The 18,441-nt window shown below is 70.4% G+C and carries 22 protein-coding genes and 1 tRNA gene; 13 read left to right on the top strand and 10 right to left on the bottom strand.

The genetic code is table 11. The features are described 5' to 3' along the window. Positions 1 to 196 precede the first annotated feature (196 nt). Both KSO98_RS18810 and KSO98_RS07345 read left to right on the top strand, forming a co-directional pair. Positions 197 to 751, top strand: coding sequence for a 4'-phosphopantetheinyl transferase family protein (locus KSO98_RS18810; protein ID WP_225284470.1), 555 nt, complete (start codon positions 197 to 199; stop codon positions 749 to 751). A 23-nt stretch (positions 752 to 774) separates the two neighbouring features. After that, entirely contained in the window at positions 775 to 1,596 is an 822-nt protein-coding gene (locus tag KSO98_RS07345; RefSeq protein ID WP_225284472.1) for an aminotransferase class IV, read from the top strand. A gap of 9 nt (positions 1,597 to 1,605) precedes the next feature. Here KSO98_RS07345 and KSO98_RS07350 read toward each other — a convergent pair whose 3' ends face one another. Next, positions 1,606 to 2,037: an SsgA family sporulation/cell division regulator gene (locus KSO98_RS07350; protein WP_225284473.1), complete on the bottom strand. Its 432-nt coding sequence runs from the start codon at positions 2,035 to 2,037 to the stop codon at positions 1,606 to 1,608. A gap of 270 nt (positions 2,038 to 2,307) precedes the next feature. On the opposite strand from KSO98_RS07350, the gene KSO98_RS07355 reads away from it, so the two are divergent. Continuing rightward, positions 2,308 to 2,384: transfer RNA gene (locus tag KSO98_RS07355), tRNA-Val, on the top strand. Positions 2,385 to 2,417: 33 nt separating this feature from the next. Here KSO98_RS07355 and KSO98_RS07360 read toward each other — a convergent pair. After that, positions 2,418 to 3,281, bottom strand: coding sequence for a helix-turn-helix domain-containing protein (locus tag KSO98_RS07360; RefSeq protein ID WP_225284475.1), 864 nt, complete (start codon positions 3,279 to 3,281; stop codon positions 2,418 to 2,420). A gap of 112 nt (positions 3,282 to 3,393) precedes the next feature. On the opposite strand from KSO98_RS07360, the gene KSO98_RS07365 reads away from it, so the two are divergent. Continuing rightward, positions 3,394 to 4,092, top strand: a complete 699-nt coding sequence (locus KSO98_RS07365) for an SDR family NAD(P)-dependent oxidoreductase (RefSeq protein WP_225284476.1) — start codon at positions 3,394 to 3,396, stop codon at positions 4,090 to 4,092. Position 4,093: 1 nt separating this feature from the next. Here KSO98_RS07365 and KSO98_RS07370 read toward each other — a convergent pair whose 3' ends face one another. From KSO98_RS07370 to KSO98_RS07400, 7 genes are all read right to left on the bottom strand, one after another. Then, the gene (locus KSO98_RS07370; RefSeq protein ID WP_225284477.1) at positions 4,094 to 4,402 is read right to left on the bottom strand and encodes a GNAT family N-acetyltransferase; all 309 of its coding nucleotides are present in this window, start codon (positions 4,400 to 4,402) and stop codon (positions 4,094 to 4,096) included. Between the two features lie 91 nt (positions 4,403 to 4,493). Further along, on the bottom strand, positions 4,494 to 6,065 hold the full coding sequence (locus tag KSO98_RS07375; RefSeq protein ID WP_225284478.1) for a fused response regulator/phosphatase: 1,572 nt from the start codon (positions 6,063 to 6,065) through the stop codon (positions 4,494 to 4,496). Further along, on the bottom strand, positions 6,058 to 7,386 hold the full coding sequence (locus KSO98_RS07380) for a sensor histidine kinase (protein WP_225284479.1): 1,329 nt from the start codon (positions 7,384 to 7,386) through the stop codon (positions 6,058 to 6,060). The genes KSO98_RS07375 and KSO98_RS07380 overlap by 8 nt, the downstream gene beginning before the upstream one ends. After that, positions 7,383 to 8,405 (bottom strand): ATP-binding protein, encoded by a 1,023-nt coding sequence (locus KSO98_RS18815; RefSeq protein WP_225284480.1) that lies wholly within the window; start codon positions 8,403 to 8,405, stop codon positions 7,383 to 7,385. Before KSO98_RS18815 ends, KSO98_RS07380 begins: the two co-directional genes overlap by 4 nt. A 1-nt stretch (position 8,406) precedes the next feature. Further along, complete coding sequence (locus KSO98_RS07390) at positions 8,407 to 8,823, bottom strand: anti-sigma regulatory factor (protein ID WP_225284481.1); 417 nt, start codon at positions 8,821 to 8,823, stop codon at positions 8,407 to 8,409. Then, a complete protein-coding gene (locus KSO98_RS07395) occupies positions 8,804 to 9,208 on the bottom strand; it encodes an STAS domain-containing protein (RefSeq protein WP_225284482.1) in 405 nt (134 codons plus the stop codon). The genes KSO98_RS07390 and KSO98_RS07395 overlap by 20 nt, the downstream gene beginning before the upstream one ends. Further along, a complete protein-coding gene (locus KSO98_RS07400) occupies positions 9,208 to 10,044 on the bottom strand; it encodes an STAS domain-containing protein (protein WP_225284483.1) in 837 nt (278 codons plus the stop codon). Before KSO98_RS07400 ends, KSO98_RS07395 begins: the two co-directional genes overlap by 1 nt. Before the next feature lie 216 nt (positions 10,045 to 10,260). Here KSO98_RS07400 and KSO98_RS07405 point away from each other — a divergent pair, with 216 nt between their 5' ends. The 5 genes from KSO98_RS07405 to KSO98_RS07425 all read left to right on the top strand — a co-directional run bounded on the left by KSO98_RS07405 (position 10,261) and on the right by KSO98_RS07425 (position 12,654). Beyond that, positions 10,261 to 10,680, top strand: a complete 420-nt coding sequence (locus KSO98_RS07405; RefSeq protein ID WP_225284485.1) for an ATP-binding protein — start codon at positions 10,261 to 10,263, stop codon at positions 10,678 to 10,680. Positions 10,681 to 10,717: 37 nt separating this feature from the next. Next, positions 10,718 to 11,050 (top strand): STAS domain-containing protein, encoded by a 333-nt coding sequence (locus KSO98_RS07410; RefSeq protein WP_225284486.1) that lies wholly within the window; start codon positions 10,718 to 10,720, stop codon positions 11,048 to 11,050. A 10-nt stretch (positions 11,051 to 11,060) separates the two neighbouring features. Beyond that, positions 11,061 to 11,384, top strand: a complete 324-nt coding sequence (locus KSO98_RS07415) for an STAS domain-containing protein (RefSeq protein WP_225284488.1) — start codon at positions 11,061 to 11,063, stop codon at positions 11,382 to 11,384. Positions 11,385 to 11,464: 80 nt separating this feature from the next. Beyond that, positions 11,465 to 11,875 (top strand): ATP-binding protein, encoded by a 411-nt coding sequence (locus KSO98_RS07420; RefSeq protein ID WP_225284489.1) that lies wholly within the window; start codon positions 11,465 to 11,467, stop codon positions 11,873 to 11,875. After that, positions 11,872 to 12,654 (top strand): sigma-70 family RNA polymerase sigma factor, encoded by a 783-nt coding sequence (locus KSO98_RS07425; protein WP_225284490.1) that lies wholly within the window; start codon positions 11,872 to 11,874, stop codon positions 12,652 to 12,654. The genes KSO98_RS07420 and KSO98_RS07425 overlap by 4 nt, the downstream gene beginning before the upstream one ends. Before the next feature lie 16 nt (positions 12,655 to 12,670). Here KSO98_RS07425 and KSO98_RS07430 read toward each other — a convergent pair whose 3' ends face one another. Beyond that, on the bottom strand, positions 12,671 to 13,051 hold the full coding sequence (locus tag KSO98_RS07430; protein ID WP_225284491.1) for a S24/S26 family peptidase: 381 nt from the start codon (positions 13,049 to 13,051) through the stop codon (positions 12,671 to 12,673). Positions 13,052 to 13,140: 89 nt separating this feature from the next. On the opposite strand from KSO98_RS07430, the gene KSO98_RS07435 reads away from it, so the two are divergent. The 4 genes from KSO98_RS07435 to KSO98_RS07450 all read left to right on the top strand — a co-directional run bounded on the left by KSO98_RS07435 (position 13,141) and on the right by KSO98_RS07450 (position 18,425). Then, entirely contained in the window at positions 13,141 to 13,959 is an 819-nt protein-coding gene (locus KSO98_RS07435; protein WP_225284492.1) for an alpha/beta fold hydrolase, read from the top strand. Next, complete coding sequence (locus KSO98_RS07440; protein ID WP_225284493.1) at positions 13,956 to 15,122, top strand: SpoIIE family protein phosphatase; 1,167 nt, start codon at positions 13,956 to 13,958, stop codon at positions 15,120 to 15,122. The genes KSO98_RS07435 and KSO98_RS07440 overlap by 4 nt, the downstream gene beginning before the upstream one ends. Before the next feature lie 129 nt (positions 15,123 to 15,251). After that, positions 15,252 to 17,234: a threonine--tRNA ligase gene (gene thrS, locus KSO98_RS07445; RefSeq protein WP_225284494.1), complete on the top strand. Its 1,983-nt coding sequence runs from the start codon at positions 15,252 to 15,254 to the stop codon at positions 17,232 to 17,234. Between the two features lie 171 nt (positions 17,235 to 17,405). Continuing rightward, a complete protein-coding gene (locus tag KSO98_RS07450) occupies positions 17,406 to 18,425 on the top strand; it encodes an AurF N-oxygenase family protein (protein WP_225284495.1) in 1,020 nt (339 codons plus the stop codon). Positions 18,426 to 18,441 lie beyond the last annotated feature (16 nt).

Below are 18,441 nucleotides of genomic sequence, written 5' to 3' on the forward strand. Positions count from 1 at the left end.
CGCCGACGTCGGGTGTCGGTCAGGCCGACAGGTTCAACAGGCCGAGGGCGATGGCCGCCGTGGCGGCACTCGTGCGGATCGAAGACATGCGGGTACTCCCTCCGACTGGGCCCAGGCTCCCTCCCGGCCCCTCGAGACCGTTGCCCGTTCCCCGATGGGATCCGCGCCACACCTGTCGGCCTGCAACACTTCGAGCGTGCAGGAGCCGTCGGTACAGGTGTGTGAGATCGCCGAGGCGCCCGCCGATCCCGCGATGCTCACCGCCGAGGAGCGCGTACGGTGGCAGCGCCTGGCCCGCGCCGAGGACCGGGACGCCTACCTGGCCGCCCACGGTCTGGCCCGGCTGGTGGCCGAGGAGCTGGCCGGCGTGTCCGGCCCGGTCCTGCGCCAGAGCTGTCCGAGGTGTGGCGGCACCGACCACGGTCGGCCGGCGATCGAGGGCCACCCGGAGATCCACGTCAGCCTCAGTCACACCCGCGGCATGGTGGCCGCCATCGCCGCCCGTACGCCCTGCGGGATCGACGTCGAGGTGATCGGACCCGTCCCCGACGACGTGCTCTCCGCCGAGGAGCGGTCGTGGGCCGGCTCGGACGCGGCGAAACGCACCCGCCTGTGGGTCCGCAAGGAGGCCTGGATCAAGGCCTCCGGAGCTGCGCTGGACCGGGCGGCCGACATCGACGCGCTCGACACGTCCTGGGTGACCGGGGCGTGCGCCACCGCGACGCACGCCGCGGCCTGGGTCGTCCGTTGAGGCCATTCCACTAATCTCGGCCCATGCGCGCATGGATCGACGGTCGGCTCCTCGAAGACCCGACCGCTCCCGCTGTCAGCGTCTTCGACCACGGCCTGACGGTCGGGGACGCGGTCTTCGAGGCGATCAAGGTCGTGGACGGTCAGCCGTTCGCGCTGAGGCGCCATCTCGACCGGCTGCACCGCTCGGCCGCCGGCCTCGGCCTCGGCCCCGTCGACGACGCCCTGCTCCAGGACGGCGTCGCGGCCGTCCTCGGCGCCGAGCACGTCGCGCTCGGGCGGATCCGGATCACCGTCACCGGTGGCGTGGCCCCGCTCGGCTCGGGGCGCGGCGACGCGGCCCCGACGACGATCGTCGCGGTCAGCGAGGTGCCGGAGTTCGCCGAGACCACCAAGGTCATCACCGTCCCATGGCCACGCAACGAGCGCGGCGCGCTCGCGGGGCTCAAGACCACCTCGTACGGGGAGAACGTCGTCGCGCTCGCCGAGGCGCAGCGCCGGGGCGCCGGCGAGGCGATCTTCGCCAACACCCAGGGCCACCTGTGCGAGGGCACCGGCACCAACGTCTTCTACGTCGTCGACGGCGAGCTGCGCACCCCGACCCTCGCGAGCGGCTGCCTGGCCGGCATCACCCGTGCGCTCGTGCTGGAGTGGTACGGCGGCGTCGAGGTCGACGAGCCGATCGAGGTGGTCGAGGAGCGGGCCAGCGAGGTCTTCCTCGTCTCCACGCTGCGCGACGCCCAGGCCGTGGTGGGCTGGAACGGGAAAGACCTCCCGTACGGCCCGATCACGCGGGCCGTACGAGAGGTCTGGCGGGGCAGAGAACCCGAGCTGCTCGGTCTCTAGGGAGACCGATCAGACGGCGTCGTTGAGCAGGTCGGAGATCAGGGCGTCCAGGTCGAGGTGCTCGCTCTCGGTGCCGACAGGCACCGCGGCGAACGTGCGGGCCAGGAAGGCCTGCAGCTCGTGGGTGTTGGCCTGGGCGACCAGGCGGCCGTCGGGGGAGGAGAAGTCCAGGACCGCGACGACGCTGGCGTCGTCATCGATGCTGGGGTAGACCTTCACGTCGCCCTCGCCGGTCGGCGAGGCCAGGCCCTGCAGCAGCAGGGTGCGGGCGACGATCCACTCGACGTCCCCGGCGCTGGAGTGGAAGGTCAGCGTCACCGCGTACGGGTCGTGCTTGCGGTAGCCGAGCGTCGTCGGGACGTCGACGTTGCGCCCCCACGGGTCGACGCACGCCAGGGTGATGTCCTGGGAGAGCACCGGGGTCGTCGGCTGCTGGTTCATCTCACTCGCTCCTGTCGCTGTGGTTTCAACGATGGGACGGGCCTATCGCTTGATCGTGACGCGACTTCCTGATCACTTTTCGTGACAGTCGTCTCGACGTGGACAACGGGGATGCCGACAGGGCGGTACGGCGGGACGGTCCTGCTGGTATGGACCACCGGGACCCATGTCCCGGACAGTCACTGAGACATGTCACGAGCCTGCCGAATGTGAACACCTGCGCGCTATGCGCTACTGTTTCGCACGTTCTCACGCGCCCTCGAGCGCTGCGGATGTATAGCTCAGTTGGTTAGAGCGCATCGTTCACACCGATGAGGTCAGGGGTTCGAGTCCCTTTACATCCACCACACGAAGGCCGGTCCACGCGGACCGGCCTTCGGTCATCTCCAGGTGCGCTCGGCCGCGCCGACGACCATCGCGAGCTCGAGCCGGCCGGCGTCCTCGCTGCCCGGGATCGCGGTGTAGATGATGATCTTGAGGTCGGTGTCGCTGTCGACGAGGACGTCGCAGTCGATGGTGATCGGGCCGACAGCGGGATGGTGGATCGTCTTGCGGTCCTCCGCGTGGCCCGCGACCACGCCTTCGCGCCACAGCTCGGCGAAGCGCGGCGAGTCGCGCACCATCTCCGTGATGAGGTCGGCGAGGCGCGGGTCGTCGGGATAGCGCCCCGAGGCGCGCCTGAGGTCGGCGACCAGGGCGCGGTCGGTGGCGCCGGGATCGTTGGAGATCACCGGCCAGCCGGCGAGCGGCTGGCACTCGGTCGCCGACGTGAACCGGGTGCGCACCAGATTGCGGGCCGCGACCGGGATCGCGGTGGGGTCGCCGAGCAGCGCGCTCCAGCCGGCGTTCCAGGAGACGAGCTGCCAGTCGGCGGCGAAGACGGCGGCGGGGGAGTCACCGAGCCGCGCCAGGATCCGTTGCAGGCCCGGCGGGAGGTGGTCGCTGACGATGGTGCTGCTCGGCGGCTGCAGCCCGGCCAGCCGGAAGAGGTGGTCGCGCTCGTGGCGGCTGAGCTGGAGCGCCCGTGCGAGCGCACCGGCGACCTGGGCCGAGGGGTTGGTGGCGCGACCCTGCTCGAGGCGCACCACGTAGTCGACCGACAGCCCAGCGAGATCGGCGAGGTCCTCGCGTCGCAGACCCGGCGTGCGGCGCCCGTGCGCCGGCGTACGGCCGGCCGCCTCGGGTGCGAGCCGCTCGCGCCACGTCCGTAGGGCCGGGCCCAGGCTCAACTCGTCACCGCTCACCGTTCCAGTGTGCCTGCCGCCCGGGGCGCACGGGGCGCCGAGCCTGGTACGGCCAGTCCCACCGTCACGGCGTCCCTGGCTGCCGGCGCGGGCAGCGACCAGGGTGGACGCCATGACCATCACCTTCATCACCGGAGCCAACAAGGGTCTCGGCCATGAGACCGCCCGCCGCCTCATCGAGGCCGGCCACAGCGTCATCCTCGGCGCCCGCGACGCGGAGCGCGGCGCGAAGGCCGCCGCCGCGCTGGGAGCGCGCTTCGTACAGATCGACGTCACCGACGACGACTCGGTCGCGGCCGCGGCGAAGGACGTCGCCGCCAACGAGGGCGCGATCGACGTGCTCATCAACAACGCCGGGATCACCGGCCGCCAGGTGGCAGGCCTGGACGAGCTCACCGGCCCTGATGCGGTCGAGGTCTTCGACACGAACGCGATCTCGATCGTCCGGGTCACGCACGCCTTCCTGCCGCTGCTGCGTCAGGGCACCGACCCGCGCGTCGTCAACGTCACCAGCGGGCTGGGGTCGCAGACGCTCACCCACGATCCCGCACGGGTGGAGTCTCACGTCATCTCGCCGCTCTACAACGGCTCGAAGGCGGCGGTCACGATGATGACGATGCAGTACGCCAAGGGCATCGCCGACGTGCGGTTCAACGCGGTCGACCCCGGCTACACGGCGACCGACCTCAACGGCAACACGGGGACGCAGAGCGTCACCGAGGGCACCGACGCGATCGTCGGCCTGGCCACCGAGCCGGCCGAGGCCGGCACCGGCCGGGTCGTCAACCGCCACGGCGTGGTGCCGTGGTGACTCAGTCCTCGGGCCAGTCGGTGATGTCCTCGTACTCCGGGTGCTTGTGGATGTAGGAGGCGACGAAGGGGCAGTGCGGGATCGCCCGCTTGCCCTGGGCGCGCACATCGTCGAGGGCCGTTCGCACCAGTACGCCGGCCAGCCCCTGGCCGGCGTACGCGTCGTCGATCTCGGTGTGCACGAAGTCGAAATGGGTGCGGTCGTGCGTCAGGTACTGGGTGAACCCGGCCGGTGCGCCACCGACCCGGATCTGGTAGCGGTGCTGCGACGTGTTCTGCGCGACCGTGACGTCGGCGGTGCCGTCCTCCATGCGGGGCTCCTTCGATAGCTGGGGGTTCGACCATAGAGCCCGAGTGGGCGGGGGACACAGGGGGTCCGGCGAAGGCCGACGGCGGTGTGCCTCAGGCGTCGGCGGCGGGATCCAGGTCCACGACGAGCAGCGCGACGTCGTCGTCGCTGGCGCCGAACGCGTCGAGCACCAGGTCGGCGACCGTCTGGGTGTCGGAGGCGGACGCTGCCTCCATGAAGGACGCGACCTCGGCGAGGCACTCGTCGATGGTCCTCGTACGGCGCTCGACCAGCCCGTCGGTGACCAGCAGGAGACGGTCACCGGGGACCAGCTCCTCGACGTGCTCGAGGTGCGTGGACCCCAGGCCGAGCAACACGCCCTTCTGGGCGAGCAGGGTCGCCTCGCCGGCGCGGGTGCGGATCATCGGCGGGTGGCCTGCGCTGACGAAGCGCACCCAGCGTCGGTCCGGGTCGATCATCCCGATACAGGAGGTGGCGATGACGCCAGGCACGTTCCGGACCAGCACGTCGTCGATGCGGCTCATGATCTCGGCGGGCCCGTAGCCGTCGTAGGCGTAGGCGCGCAGGGAGTAGCGCAGCTGGGCCATCACGACCGCTGCCTCCAGCGAGTGACCCTGCACGTCCCCGATCGCGATGAAGAGACTGCCGTCGACGTCGAAGGCGTCGAAGAAGTCGCCGCCGACCTCGGCGTGCCGCTCGGAGGCGCGGTACCGGGCGGCCAACGCCGCCCTGGGTACGACGGGAAGCGTCGCCGGCAGAAGGCTGCGCTGGAGGAGCAGGGCGGTGCGGTGCTCCCGTTCCAGGGTGCGCACGTTGTCCAGGGCGACGGATGCGAGCTGGCCGAGTCGCTCGATGACCAGGTCGTCGCCGTTCTCGTAGCCGTCCAGCGCGGCAGCGACCGCCACGAGTCCCAACCGCTCGCCGCCCACCGTGATGGGGTGCACCCGCCAGTGAGCTGCGCCCGCGGGCGGCACGAGGTCGGCGAGGGCGCCCTCCTGGGAGTGCACCGTCGCGGGCTCGCTCAGGCCGAGGAGCACCTCGCGGGCCGACCCGACGTCGAGGGTCCCGCTCAGGTCGACGGTCCCCCCGGGCGCGGCCGCGGCCCGGTGCGCGACCTCGTCGTCCAGCAGCACCGCGACCGCGGGCTCGTCGAGAACCTCGGCGGCGGCGCGGGCCACCCCCTCGGCGAGCCGGGCGATCGTCGAGGCGAGGTTGAGCCGCACCGCGGCACGATTGAGCCGGCTCATCCGGCCGGCGAGCTCCTCCGCGCTGCGTCGCGCCCCCGACGAGCGCAGCAGGGTGCGGATCGTGGAGAGCAGCTCCTCGGGGTCGATCGGGTCGACGAGGTACGCGTCCGCGCCGCTGTCGAGGCCGGCCACCCGGTCCAGGGTCTCCATGGCCACAGCGGAGACATGCACGACGGGGATGCCGGCGCGCTCCGGGTCGTGACGCAGGTCGCGGGTGATGTCGAGACCGCTGCCGTCGGGGAGGTGGACGTCCAGGACGGCGAGATCGATGGTGCGCTCGGCGAGGATGCGCCGCGCCTCGGCGGCGGTGTCGGTCTCGATGATGCGATAGCCGCTGCGCCGCAGCCAGCTCACGATCACGTAGCGCTTCGCCGGGGTGTCATCGCAGACGAGCACGAGAGGAAGACGATCAGGCATCGCGTGCCTCCATCGGCAGGCGCACGGTGAACGTGCTGCCCTCCCCGAGCGTGCTCATGACCTCGATGTGGCCGCCGAGCGCCGTCGCGACCACCTGGGCGAAGGGCAACCCGAGACCGGTGCCCTTGGTGCTCGCGTGCAACGGCGAGGTCGCCTGGTAGAACTCCTCGAAGATGCGGGCCTGGTCGTCCTGCGAGATGCCGAGGCCGGTGTCGCGCACGGTGAAGACGGCCTCCTGATCCTCGGCGTGCACCGAGACGGCGATCGCCCCGGACTCGGTGAACTTGGCGGCGTTGCTGAGCAGGTTGCGCAGGACGTGTCGCAGCAGGTCCGGATCGGTCACCATCGTCTCCGGACCGGCGACGTCGATCTCCAAGGCGACACCCGGGCGCACGATCGGCTCGATGACGCCGCGCAGCTCCTCGAAGAGGTCGCGCAGGTCGATCTCGGAGACGGTCGGCTGCAGGCGTCCGGACTCCGCCTTCGCCAGGTCGAGCAGCTCGTCGACCAGGCGCCGCAGGTCTCCGGTGCTCGTCCGGATGTACTGCACCTGCTCGGCGTGCTCGGGTCCGAGCCGCTCAGGCTGATGCGGATCGAGGAGCAGCCCCGTGAGCCCCAGGATCGAGTTGACCGGCGTCCGCAACTCGTGGCTGATGCTGCGCAGGAACCGACTCTTCGCCTCACTGGCGTGTCGCAGCTGGAGATTCTTGTCGTCGATCTCGGCGTAGAGGGCCACCACCCCCTGATTGGTGTGGTCCAGCTCCGCGGAGAGCTCGGCATAGAGCGCCATCACGCCGCGATTGGTCTCCTCCAGCTCGGCGTTGACGACCTCCAGCTCGGCTCGCTGGGCCCGAACCTCCTCCAGCGCGGCCAGCAGCTCGCGGTTCTGCTCACGCAGCTCGGCGGCCGGAGAGGACGGGTTCTGCGCGAGCAGGTCCCGCCGCAGCGTCTGGAGCTCGGACCGGGACGGCGGCGGGCCGGACAACCACTTCTCCAGAACCACCCGCACCCCGTCCTCCTGGGCGGGCTGCTCCTGGCGATCGACCAGCTTGCGCACCGAGGCGATCGCGTCGTCCCACCCGGACGGCCGGCGGGCGGCACGCAGCTCGACCTGCAGGGCGTCACCGCGGACCGTCAGGGTCAGGGCTCCGCTGCCGGTGGAGACGATTTCGCGGCCGACCTCGCTGACCGCCGTCGCCACGCGCAGCGCGTCGAGCCGGTCGAAGCCGAGCGTCAGCGCGCACTGACGCCCCAGCTGGCGCCCGACGAAGACGTCCTCCTCGGTGAGCATGGCCATCTCGGCGAGGACCGATGTGCTCATGCGACCGTCCGGAGGACGAGGAGGCCCGAGTCGTCACGACGGCTCGCGGCCTTGCGCAGCAGCGCCGCACAGACCACCGCCGGGCGGTGGGCCAAGATGCCGGGGAGGTCCTCGATGCCCCAGCGCTGGGAGAGTCCGTCGCTGTGCATCACCGCCATGGCCGAGTCGGCCGTGGAGTGGGTCTGCTCGCGCGGCTGCGGGGCCCGATGCCCGACGATGCCGGGCTGGGTGGGCAGCGTGCGCACCCCGGCAGGACCTGCCAGCCGTACGACGATGTTGCCGATCCCGGCATGGATCAGCGTGTCCGCGGCCGGATCGAAGGCCAGCACGGAGACCGCCGCTCCCCGGGTGCCGCGCAGTGCTCCGTGGATCAGGTCCAGCAGCGCGGCCGGTGCGACGCTGTCCGACGCCGCGAGGACCTCCGCGGCGCGCTGCGAGGCCTCCGCGGCGAGGGGGCCGTGGCCCAGCCCGTCGGCGACCATGGCGACATGGATGCCGTCGGTGAGGCGGTACGCGGCCGCATCGCCGCACGGGCCCTCCTCCGAGAGGGGCCGGGTCAGATCGGAGACTCGCGCGCCGGGCTCGTCGGGAGTGTCGGCGGTGCGGTGGAGGACCGCCTCCGCGATCGTGCCGAGGGCAGGCACCGAGTAGACGTCGAAGGCCGATGCGAGTCGCCGGCACGCGCCGAGTCCGATGCCGAGCGTCCCTCGCGTGGAGGCGCCGTCGGAGATGAGGGCGTTGATGTTGCGACTGCCGGGACCGGCGTCGATGGCGAGGACCCGCAGGGCCATCCCGTCGGCGCCGTCGATGAGCCGAAGCACCATCTCGCCCCCGCCGGCATGGCGCACCAGGTTGGTCGCCAGCTCGGTGACGACGATGCCGATCTCGCCGACCCGATCCTCGGAGAAGCCGGCCTCGGCCGACAGCGCGGTCGCGGCCCGGCGTACGGCCGGGACCGCGGCGTCGCCGTCGACGACCCACCAGCGGTCGGCGGTGTGACGCGAGCGTGCCGGTGGCACGTCAGCGCCGCCACTTCGCGATGGTCACCGTGGTGCCGGCGCCGGGAGCGGTGTCGAGGTGGAAGTCGTCCACCAGCCGACGCGTGCCCGACAGGCCCAGCCCGAGGCCGTTCCCGCTCGTCCACCCATCGGTGAGGGCGAGATCGGTGTCGGCGATGCCGGGGCCGTCATCGGAGAAGACGACCTCCACGCCGACCGAGGTCCCTTGCGTCAACCGTCGGACGCGCGCCTCGCCGCCTCCGCCGTAGACGAGCGTGTTGCGCGCGAGCTCGCTCGCGGCCGTCACGAGCTTCGTCTGGTCGACCAGCGACAGCCGTACCGCTGTGGCGACGTCGCGCACCAGCTGCCGGACCCGTACGACGTCGGAGTCCGCCTTCAAGGGCAGGACGGTCTGGTCGTCAGTCGGCGCGTCCGTCATCGGGGGTGACGCCCCTTTCCACGACCGGGAACTCCACGCTGTCGCGCAGCATCCGGAGGCCGCGGTCGACATCGAGCGCGGTGCGCACACCCGAGAGGGTCAGCCCCAGCTCGACGAGCGTGATGGCGACCGCGGGCTGCATGCCGACGACGACGGTCTCCGCGTCGAGCACCCGTGAGACCGCCGCGGTGGTGGAGATCATGCGCCCGATGAAGCTGTCGACGATCTCGAGCGCGGAGATGTCGATCAGGACGCCCTTGGCGCCCGTCTCCACGATCCGGTTGCTGAGGTCGTCCTGCAGCATCAACGCGGTGTGGTCCTGAAGGTCGACCTGGATCGAGACCAGGAGCATCTCGCCGATCCGGAGGATCGGGATGCGCTCCATCAGGACCTGCCGACGATGTCGAGGCCCGAACGGCGCATGGCGAGCAGCATCGCGTCGGACAGGTTCGCCTTGGTGTGGATGTCGCCGAACTCGATGCCCAGCGCCACGACCGTCTGCGCGATCTGCGGGCGGATGCCCGAGACGATGCACTCGGCTCCGAGCAGGCGAGCGGCCTGGACGGTCTTGAGCAGATGCTGCGCGACCTGCGTGTCCACGGCCGGCACGCCGGTGATGTCGATGATGGCGTGCTCCGAGCCGGTGTCGACGAGGGCCTGCAACAGCGCCTCCATGACCACCTGGGTCCGGGCCGAGTCGAGGGTGCCGACCAGCGGCAGCGCCACGATGTTGTCCCACAGCTTCACCACCGGGGTGGAGAGCTCGAGCAAGGTCTCGGCCTGCTGCGCGATCACGGTCTCGCGGGCGTTCGCATACGTCTCGAGCATGTACAGCCCGAGGTCGTCCACGATGATCGACAGGTTCGCGAACGCCCGATAGGCGGCGAGGTCGCCACGTCGTCCGAGCAGGTCCAGCACGACCTGCTTCAGCGCGAAGATGCTGGTAGCGGCCTCGGTGGGGGAGAAGCCCTGACGCGCGCGGGTGCGGCCGAGGTCGTTGAGAAGGGCGCGCAGTCCGTCGTAGACGCTGCTGCGGATATCGGTCTCGGCGCCCTCGCCGGCGAGGAGTCCGTTGTAGATCTCGCGGATGTCGTTGGCCAGATCGCTGCCGGTCATCCGGCCGGCGAGGCTGGCCTCGGCCGCCGCGGTCCACGCCGCGATCACCTCGTCCTCGTTCTCGCGGAGCAGGTCGATCCACTGGTGGTCGGGTTGTGGCGACACGTCTTGCCATCCTTCGTCGAGGCGATCGCGTGAGGGGCTCACGTCGCCCCGTATCTTGGCAGAGAAGGGCAACCGCCCGCGCCCGGCATCTTTACTTTGCGCTCGTTCCCGCGCGTTTGTTTAGGAATCGGCGCGCGAGGGGAGACATGCCTCGACAGGGGTGCGTGCGACGAGCCGCGACCGTCGCTACGAGGGGGCAGGGGAGGTGGATGCGGCATGGCGTTGAACGGAAGCGAGCGGCATGAGCTCCCCGCCGTCCCAGGAGCCGTCGCAGCGGCGCGCGCGATCGTGGACGAGGCCGCAACCAGCCTCTCGGTGGCGCTGCGCGACGACGCCGCTCTCCTCGTCTCGGAGCTGATGAGCAACGCGGTCCGCCATGGCGGCGCCATCGCCACGCTCACGGTGAGCCTGGCTGAGGGCTACCTGTCCGTCGCGCTGCACGACGACGGTGCTGGTCGGCCGGTGATGCCGTCCGGGGCTCTGGATCCGTCGGTCGCCTCCGGGCGGGGACTTCGGATCCTCGATCGGATCGCGGCCCAATGGGGCGTGGAGGACGATCGCGTCGGCAGCGGCAAGACGGTCTGGTTCCGTCTTGCGACCGGCGAGGGCACGACGGCCGTGAGGGCGAGAACATGATGAGCGACAAGTTGAGGGAGTACCAGACGGTATGGAGTTGACGATCAACCGGAGTAGTGACGAGGCGGAGAGGGACACCCTGATCCTGGACGGGTCGATCGACCTCGTCACCCGGCAGGCACTGCTCGACGAGGGTCACGCGATCCTCGAGCAGGGTGGTGGGCTCGTGCTCGACATGGCGGAGGTGGACTTCATCGACTCGACGGGCATCGGCGCCCTGGTCGAGCTGGCGCGTGCCGCCAAGGCCCAGGGCTCACGTGTGCTGATCGCACGCAGCTCGCCGCGGGTCGCGCGCGTGCTCGAGTTCAGCGGCCTCGACGAGGCGCTCGGTGGGCTCGCTCCGTCCGATACCGGCCCCGGTGCTCGGTAGGATGTCCTTGATGCCTCTCTTCGCCGCCACGCGCGAGACCGACCTCGAGGGCCAGGACGTCCTGGTCGTCACGGGTGACGTCGACCTGGCCACCGCCCCCGAACTCGTCTCCGTCGCCGATGCCTGGACCTCCGCCGGCCTCCACGGGCCCATGCGGCTCGATCTGACCGGGGTCACCTTCCTGGACTCCACCGGGATCAGTGCCCTGCTGGAGATCCGCCGCGCCGCGGCCAGCGCCGGCACCGGGGTCGCCGTCGTCGGCCGCTCTCCGATCGTGGATCGGGTCTTCACGTTGGCCGGGATCGACGACCTGTTCGCACGCGACGACGTCTGACATATCCGCAGTGTCCGACGGGATCCTCGTATCCCTCGGGCGCACAGGTCGCGGGCCGACGCCCGTGTAATGAGGTAGCAATGGTTCACCCTGGCAGCACCCCCTGGCCCTCCTATGGCACCTCGCTGCAGGTCCCGGCCCATCCGGACTTCGTCGCCGCGATCCGCGCGATGACCCGATCGATGGCCGTGCTCGCCGATGTCTCCCTCGAGGACGCCGAGGACCTGCAGATGGCTGTCGACGAGGCTGCCATCCTTCTGCTGCCGCTCGTCGACGACTCGGTGGCGCCGGCCCTGTCGGTCGAGTTCGAGCTGGGCGCCGACGGTGTCGTCGTGCGCCTCTCCGCGGCCTGCCGTCCGGGTGCGGAGGTGGACCGGAGCGGCATGCCGTGGGCGATGCTCGTCGCGATCGACCCCGCGACCGCCGTGCAGTCGCAGGACGGCCGGGTGGCGATCGAGATCTCTCGCCGCCGAGAGGACCAGCTTCGGTGACCGAGGAGACGTCCCGTTGGACGCCCCGGCAGACCGAGGAGGTGGCGGCGCTGTTCCGGCGACTCTCCACGCCCGGCATCGAGGTCGAGGAGTACCGCGCCGTGCGCGAGCAGATCATCGAGATGAATCTGCCGCTGGTGACCTATCTGACCCGTCGCCTCGCCAACCGCACCGCTCCGCACGAGGACCTGGTCCAGGTGGGCTCGGTAGGCCTGATCAAGGCGGTCGATCGGTTCGACCCCGGCCGGGGGCACGAGTTCGTGACCTACGCGGCGCCGGTGATCCTGGGTGAGATCAAGCGCTACCTGCGCGACGCGACGGCTCTGGTCCGCGCGCCGCGACGCGCCCAGGAGCTGCGCGGTGCCGTGATGGAGAGCCGGGAGGCGCTCCACCAGAAGCTCGGGCGCGCTCCGACGATCTCTGAGATCGCCGAGCACGTGGGGGCGAGCGGCGAGGAGGTGGTCGAGACCATCGAGGTCGTCCACAGCCGCACCGGCCACCCGCTCGACGCGCTCGTCGGCCCCTCCGCGGGCGCGCTGCAGCAGCTCGTCGCCATCGAGGAGGAGGGCTACGACAGCGCCGAGGCGAGGATCGACCTCCGCGGGGCGATCGCGGACCTGAGTGCGATGGAGCGGGCTGCGGTGACCCTGAAGTTCGCGGAGGGCAAGACGCAGGTCGAGATCGCCGAGCTCCTGGGCGTCTCGCAGATGCAGGTCTCCCGGCTGCTGCGCCGCAGTCTGGCCAAGATGCGGCTGATGCTCGACGAGCCGACGTCGTAGGTCTCGCCGACCAGCCTCAAAGCAGCGGGTCGAGCGGAGGATCCGCGGCGACCGCCACGCCCCATACATCGGTCGTGTGGTCGATCCAGAAGGACCCGTTGTCGGAGCGCAGGACCTTGCGGCCGAGCTGGGTGCCGAGGACACCGACCTCGAGCCGGCCACGGATGCGGGCGAACACGATGTCGCCTCGCTGCGGGGTGCGCTCGGTGTCGACGACCACGGAGGTGCCCGCGGGCAGACCCTGCGAGGTCAGGGCGTGGCTGCCGAGCCGGTGGACGAACTCCGAGGGCGGGCCCGCCGCGATGCTCCGGCGCCGGACGCGTGGCACAGCCGTCGGCGTCGGCAGGCCGAGGGGAAGTGTCGCCTCGTCGCCCCCACGCGCAGTGATCGAACGCATGTTCGACACCGTAGCAGGGGTGACGGGCGCTCCGCCCCGGCCGTGCGTCGGTGATTCCGCCTGCTGGAACGGTGAACTACGGTACGGCTATGTCCTTTGCCGTACGGCTCAACGCCACGGTGCGAGGCCTCCGGGATGCTCAGGCGATCGTGTTCATCCATGGCTACGGCTGCGGCCAGGAGGTCTGGCGCCACGTCGCTCCGGAGTTCGAGGCCGACCACCAGGTCGTGCTCATCGACCTGCCTGGGACCGACGGGGCCGATGGGTCGGCCTACGACCCTGCGCGCCACTCCTCCCTCCTCGGATACCGCGACGACCTGATCTCGCTGATGGACGAGCTCGACCTGCGGTCGGCGGTGCTCGTCGGCCACTCCGTATCGGCCATGATCGTCGCCCTGGTCCAGATCGAGCGCCCGGATCTCGTGGACCGGCTGGTGCTAGCGGCCCCCTCGCCGCGCTACATCGACGACGCCCCGTACGTGGGTGGCTTCAGCACGGCCGACATCGATGACCTGCTCGCTCTGATGAACCGCAACCACCTCGGCTGGCAGGAGCCGTTGGCCGAGATGGTCGCGGGCGCGGGATCGCCGCAGATCAAGGGCGAGCTGGTCGAGCTCTTCTGCCGGATGCGACCGACCGTGGCGGCCCAGTTCGCCGAGCTCACCTTCCGCGGGGACAACCGCGCCGACCTGGTCGAGATCACGACGCCGACCCTGGTGCTGCAGTGCCGAGACGACGTGGTGGCGCCCCTGACGGTCGGACGGTACGTGGCGGACGCCGTCGCGGGCAGCGAGCTCCGGATCATCGAGACGCGGGGCCACTGCCCGCAGCTGAGTGCGCCGGGGGAGACGACGAGCGCCATCCGCGACTTCCTCGCGCGCCCGCCCCACCGGGTGGCCGGCCGATGACCGTCGACGGTCGGCCCCCACCCGGCGGAGCGGGCGAGGAGCTGCTCGATCTGGCGCCGTGCGGCTACGTGGTCATGGACACCGGAGGTCGCATCCTCAGCTCCAATCGCGAGTTCGAGCGGATGGTCGGCTACGGCGGGACGGAGCCGGCCAGTGGTGATCGATCGCTGGCCTCACTGCTGCCCGCCGGTGCGAGGATCTTCCTCGAGACCCGCCTGTGGCCCATGCTCGAGCTCGAGGGGGCGGTCCGCGAGATCGCCCTCGACCTCGTGCGCACGGACGGAAGCAGGATCCCGGTGCTGTTCAACGCCGTCGTCGGTCCTGATCGCGACGGAGCGCCGACGACCATCCGCGCGGTCTTCATGGAGACCACGGAGCGGCACCGGTACGAGCAGGACCTGCTCGCGGCGACGACGGCGGCCGAGGCGGCCCGGGTCGAGGCGAACCGTCTCTCGGAGATCCTCCAGCAGACCTTCGTCCCGCCCCCGCCGCCGGCCATCCCGGACCTCCGTGTCGCGGCGACCTACCGGCCCGCCGGGGACGGCACCGTGGTCGGCGGCGACTTCTACGACTTCTTCCGTGTCGACCCGACCCACTGGATGATCGCGCTGGGCGACGTGAGGGGAAAGGGCGTCGAGGCGGCGGCGGTCACCTCGTTCGTACGTCACACCGTGCGCGCGCTGGCGATCGAGGATCCCGACCCGGCGCGGGTGCTGGCGATGGTGAACCGCGCGCTCCTCGAGCACGACACCGACCGGTACTGCACGCTCGTGCTGGCGAGTCTGCAGCGCGGCTCGCGCGGGTGGGACATCCAGCTGAGCCTCGCGGGTCACGCCCCGGCGTTGGTGCGGGCGGCGGGAGGAGAGGTCAGCGAGCTCGGCGTCCCGGGCACGGCCCTCGGCGTGCGTGAGGACCCGACGTTCCACACCGTGCGCCGCCGGCTCGGGACGGAGACCGTCACGCTCTACACCGACGGTGTCACCGACGCCCGCGAGGGCGGCGAGTTCTTCGGCGAGCAGCGGCTGCGGACTCTGATCGGCTCGTCGCGGCACGATCCGGCCAGCATCACCGACGGCATCGCCAGCACGGTGCTGCGCTACCAGGGCGGCGACGCCAGCGACGACATCGCCGTGGTCACGTTCCAAGGCGCCGAGGACCACTGACCGACGCCGCGTCGCTCCGACCTGCAGCGCCGGCGGCAGAACGGCTTCGCGGGCGCGCCGCCACCGCCGATAGGATCGGGGCGCCGGCGGCGTTCGCCGGATCCATGCCTCGAATCCAGGAGTCCCATCGTGTCCGAGTTGAAGATCGTCGTACTCACCCCCGAGGGTCGTGAGGAACGGTCGGTCACGACCGGCACGAAGGCGTGGGAGCTGTTCCGCGACGACGCGGACATCGTCGCCGCGCGCGTCGCCGGTGCGCTGAAGGACCTCGCCTACGAGGTCGCCGACGGCGACGAGATCGAGGGCGTGGCCATCGACTCCAGGGACGGCCGCGACATCCTGCGGCACTCCGCCGCGCACGTGATGGCCCAGGCCGTGCAGCAGCTCTTCCCGCAGGCCAAGCTCGGCATCGGCCCGCCGGTCACCGACGGCTTCTACTACGACTTCGACGTCGAGACGCCGTTCGTGCCCGAGGACCTCGCGAAGATCGAGTCGGCCATGAAGAAGATCATCAAGGCCAACCAGAAGTTCTCCCGCCGCGTCACCACCGACGACGACGCCCGCGTCGAGCTGGCCGACGAGCCGTACAAGCTCGAGCTGATCGGCCTGAAGGGCAACGCGGGCGAGGCCGCCGAGGGCGCCAGCGCCGAGGTCGGCGCCGGCGAGCTGACCATCTACGACAACCTCGACCGCAACGGCGAGATCGTGTGGAAGGACCTCTGTCGCGGTCCCCATCTGCCGACCACCCGCCGCATCCCGGCGTTCAAGCTCATGCGCTCCGCCGCGGCCTACTGGCGCGGCGACGAGAAGAACAAGCAGCTCCAGCGCATCTACGGCACCGCCTGGGAGTCGCAGGAGGCGCTCGACGAGCACCTGCACCGCATCGAGGAGGCCGAGCGCCGCGACCACCGCAAGCTCGGCAAGGAGCTCGACCTCTTCAGCTTCCCGGACGAGATCGGCTCCGGCCTGCCGGTCTTCCACCCCAAGGGCGGTGTGATCAAGCGGGAGATGGAGGACTACGTCCGCCGCCGGCACATCGAGGAGGGCTTCTCCTACGTCGGCACCCCGCACATCTCCAAGGACGGCCTCTTCCACACCTCGGGCCACCTGCCGCACTACGCCGACACCATGTTCCCGCCGATGGAGTTCGAGGGCTCGAACTACCAGCTCAAGGCGATGAACTGCCCGATGCACAACCTCATCTTCAGCTCGCGGGGTCGCTCCTACCGCGAGCTGCCGCTGCGGCTGTTCGAGTTCGGCTCGGTCTACCGCTACGAGAAGTCCGGCGTCATCCACGGCCTGACCCGGGTGCGCGGCTTCGCCCAGGACGACAGCCACTCCTACTGCACCAAGGAGCAGGCGCCCGCCGAGGTCAAGCACCTGCTGAACTTCATGCTGAGCGTGCTCCGCGACTTCGGCCTGGACGACTTCTACCTCGAGCTGTCGACGCGCGATGACAAGAAGAAGGACAAGTTCATCGGCTCGGACGAGGACTGGGAGAGCGCGACCAAGGTGCTCGCCGATGTCTGCGCCGAGACCGGTCTCGAGCTCGTCCCGGACCCGGGCGGCGCCGCGTTCTACGGCCCGAAGGTCTCCGTCCAGGCCAAGGACGCCATCGGCCGCACCTGGCAGATGGGCACCGTCCAGTACGACTTCAACCAGCCCGCCCGCTTCGGGCTGGAGTACCAGGCCGCGGACGGCACGCGCCAGCAGCCGGTGATGATCCACTCGGCGAAGTTCGGCTCGATCGAGCGCTTCCTGGGCGTCCTGGTCGAGCACTACGCGGGCGCCATGCCGCCGTGGCTCGCGCCGGTCCAGGTCGAGATGATCCCGGTCGCGGAGGCGTTCAACGACTACGTCTGGGATGTCGCCGACCAGCTGAAGAAGGCCGGCATCCGGGTCGAGGTGGACGAGTCGAACGACCGCTTCCAGAAGAAGATCCGCAACGCCCAGCTGCAGAAGATCCCGTTCATGCTCATCGCCGGCGGCGAGGACGTCGAGAACGGCGCGGTCTCCTTCCGCTACCGCGACGGCCGCCAGGAGAACGGCGTGCCCATCGCCGACGCCATCGCGCGCGTCGCCGCCGCCGTGGCCTCGCACGAGCAGGTCTGACGGTCGTTCTCAGGTCCGGTCCGCGCTCGTTCGACAGCCGCGGGCCGGACCTGAGTCTTTGCTTGCAATAGTTTCCGCGACACGCTGTCGCGGAAACCCTTGTGAAGAGCGGGTGGCTCGATATACCGTCGGTATGTCGCCAGTTCACCAACTCGTCACAAGGGGCTCGACATGACCGCAGTGAAGCCGGAGAAGACCGCGAGCGCGCACGTGCCGCAGGGCAGGCAGTCGTACTACGACACGCTGCGCACCCTGTCGGAGGCGTCGGTCACCCAGCACTTCCGGGCGTTCGAGGACATCGCGTGGGACGACCCCGCCTACGCGGTCCTGGCGAACGACGAGCGCTTCATCCTCACCGACGCCGACGAGATCGGCGCGAGCGCATGGTACAAGTCGCTGCCCAAGGAGCGTCAGATCGAGGTCGGTGCCTACCGCTACGCGCAGGTCGCCAAGGTCGGCCGTCAGTTCGAGCAGCTGCTCATCGCGGGCGTGATGCAGAACCTCATCGGGATGAGGGACGGCAACCCCGAGTTCCGGTACGCCATGCACGAGGTCACCGAGGAGACGCACCACATCCAGATGTTCCAGGAGGGCGTCAACCGCTTCGTGGGCAGCCCGGCGCTCAACCTCGACAACGTCGCCGGCGCAGCGCCCTGGTTCAAGTACGTGGTGCCGTTCATCTCCTCGGCGGGCATCTGGTTCCCGGAGGCCTTCTTCGTCGGCATCCTGGCCGGCGAGGAGCCGATCGACCACCTGCAGAAGAGCATCATGCGTGCCGGCGGCAGCCACCCGCTCATCGACCGCATCATGCAGATCCACATCGCCGAGGAGGCCCGCCACATCGGGTTCGCCCACCAGTACCTCGAGCAGCACATGCCGGAGATGGGCTTCGTGAAGAAGCAGGCGATGAAGGTCATCTTCCCGGTGCTGATGCGGGTGCTCTGCGACGTGATCATGGTGCCGAGCAAGCAGGCGCGCCAGGACATGGGCATCCCTGACGAGGTCGCCAAGGAGATCTGGTGGGACTCCGAGGAGTCGCGCAAGCGTCTGCGGGACATGTTCGGCGACGTCCGGATGCTCGCCGACAACGTCGGTGTCCGCGATCGCTTCTCCAAGGTCCTGTGGCGCGCGATGGGCATCGACGGCCGCCCGTCGCGTCATCGCAGCGAGGTCGCGTCCGCGGCCCACTGAGCCGCGTTCCCCTGTC

The sequence above is a fragment of the Nocardioides nematodiphilus genome, assembly GCF_020216525.1.
In the GTDB taxonomy this organism is placed as follows: domain Bacteria; phylum Actinomycetota; class Actinomycetes; order Propionibacteriales; family Nocardioidaceae; genus Nocardioides; species Nocardioides nematodiphilus.

What these genes read in the sequence shown, in the direction of transcription:
- KSO98_RS07345 (WP_225284472.1), top strand. Translation starts at nt 775, where the DNA reads ATGCGCGCATGGATCGACGGTCGGCTCCTCGAAGACCCGACCGCTCCC.
- KSO98_RS07350 (WP_225284473.1), bottom strand. Translation starts at nt 2,037, where the DNA reads ATGAACCAGCAGCCGACGACCCCGGTGCTCTCCCAGGACATCACCCTG.
- KSO98_RS07365 (WP_225284476.1), top strand. Translation starts at nt 3,394, where the DNA reads ATGACCATCACCTTCATCACCGGAGCCAACAAGGGTCTCGGCCATGAG.
- KSO98_RS07370 (WP_225284477.1), bottom strand. Translation starts at nt 4,402, where the DNA reads ATGGAGGACGGCACCGCCGACGTCACGGTCGCGCAGAACACGTCGCAG.
- KSO98_RS07375 (WP_225284478.1), bottom strand. Translation starts at nt 6,065, where the DNA reads ATGCCTGATCGTCTTCCTCTCGTGCTCGTCTGCGATGACACCCCGGCG.
- KSO98_RS07380 (WP_225284479.1), bottom strand. Translation starts at nt 7,386, where the DNA reads ATGAGCACATCGGTCCTCGCCGAGATGGCCATGCTCACCGAGGAGGAC.
- KSO98_RS07390 (WP_225284481.1), bottom strand. Translation starts at nt 8,823, where the DNA reads ATGACGGACGCGCCGACTGACGACCAGACCGTCCTGCCCTTGAAGGCG.
- KSO98_RS07395 (WP_225284482.1), bottom strand. Translation starts at nt 9,208, where the DNA reads ATGGAGCGCATCCCGATCCTCCGGATCGGCGAGATGCTCCTGGTCTCG.
- KSO98_RS07405 (WP_225284485.1), top strand. Translation starts at nt 10,261, where the DNA reads ATGGCGTTGAACGGAAGCGAGCGGCATGAGCTCCCCGCCGTCCCAGGA.
- KSO98_RS07415 (WP_225284488.1), top strand. Translation starts at nt 11,061, where the DNA reads ATGCCTCTCTTCGCCGCCACGCGCGAGACCGACCTCGAGGGCCAGGAC.
- KSO98_RS07420 (WP_225284489.1), top strand. Translation starts at nt 11,465, where the DNA reads ATGGTTCACCCTGGCAGCACCCCCTGGCCCTCCTATGGCACCTCGCTG.
- KSO98_RS07430 (WP_225284491.1), bottom strand. Translation starts at nt 13,051, where the DNA reads ATGCGTTCGATCACTGCGCGTGGGGGCGACGAGGCGACACTTCCCCTC.
- KSO98_RS07435 (WP_225284492.1), top strand. Translation starts at nt 13,141, where the DNA reads ATGTCCTTTGCCGTACGGCTCAACGCCACGGTGCGAGGCCTCCGGGAT.
- KSO98_RS07440 (WP_225284493.1), top strand. Translation starts at nt 13,956, where the DNA reads ATGACCGTCGACGGTCGGCCCCCACCCGGCGGAGCGGGCGAGGAGCTG.
- KSO98_RS07450 (WP_225284495.1), top strand. Translation starts at nt 17,406, where the DNA reads ATGACCGCAGTGAAGCCGGAGAAGACCGCGAGCGCGCACGTGCCGCAG.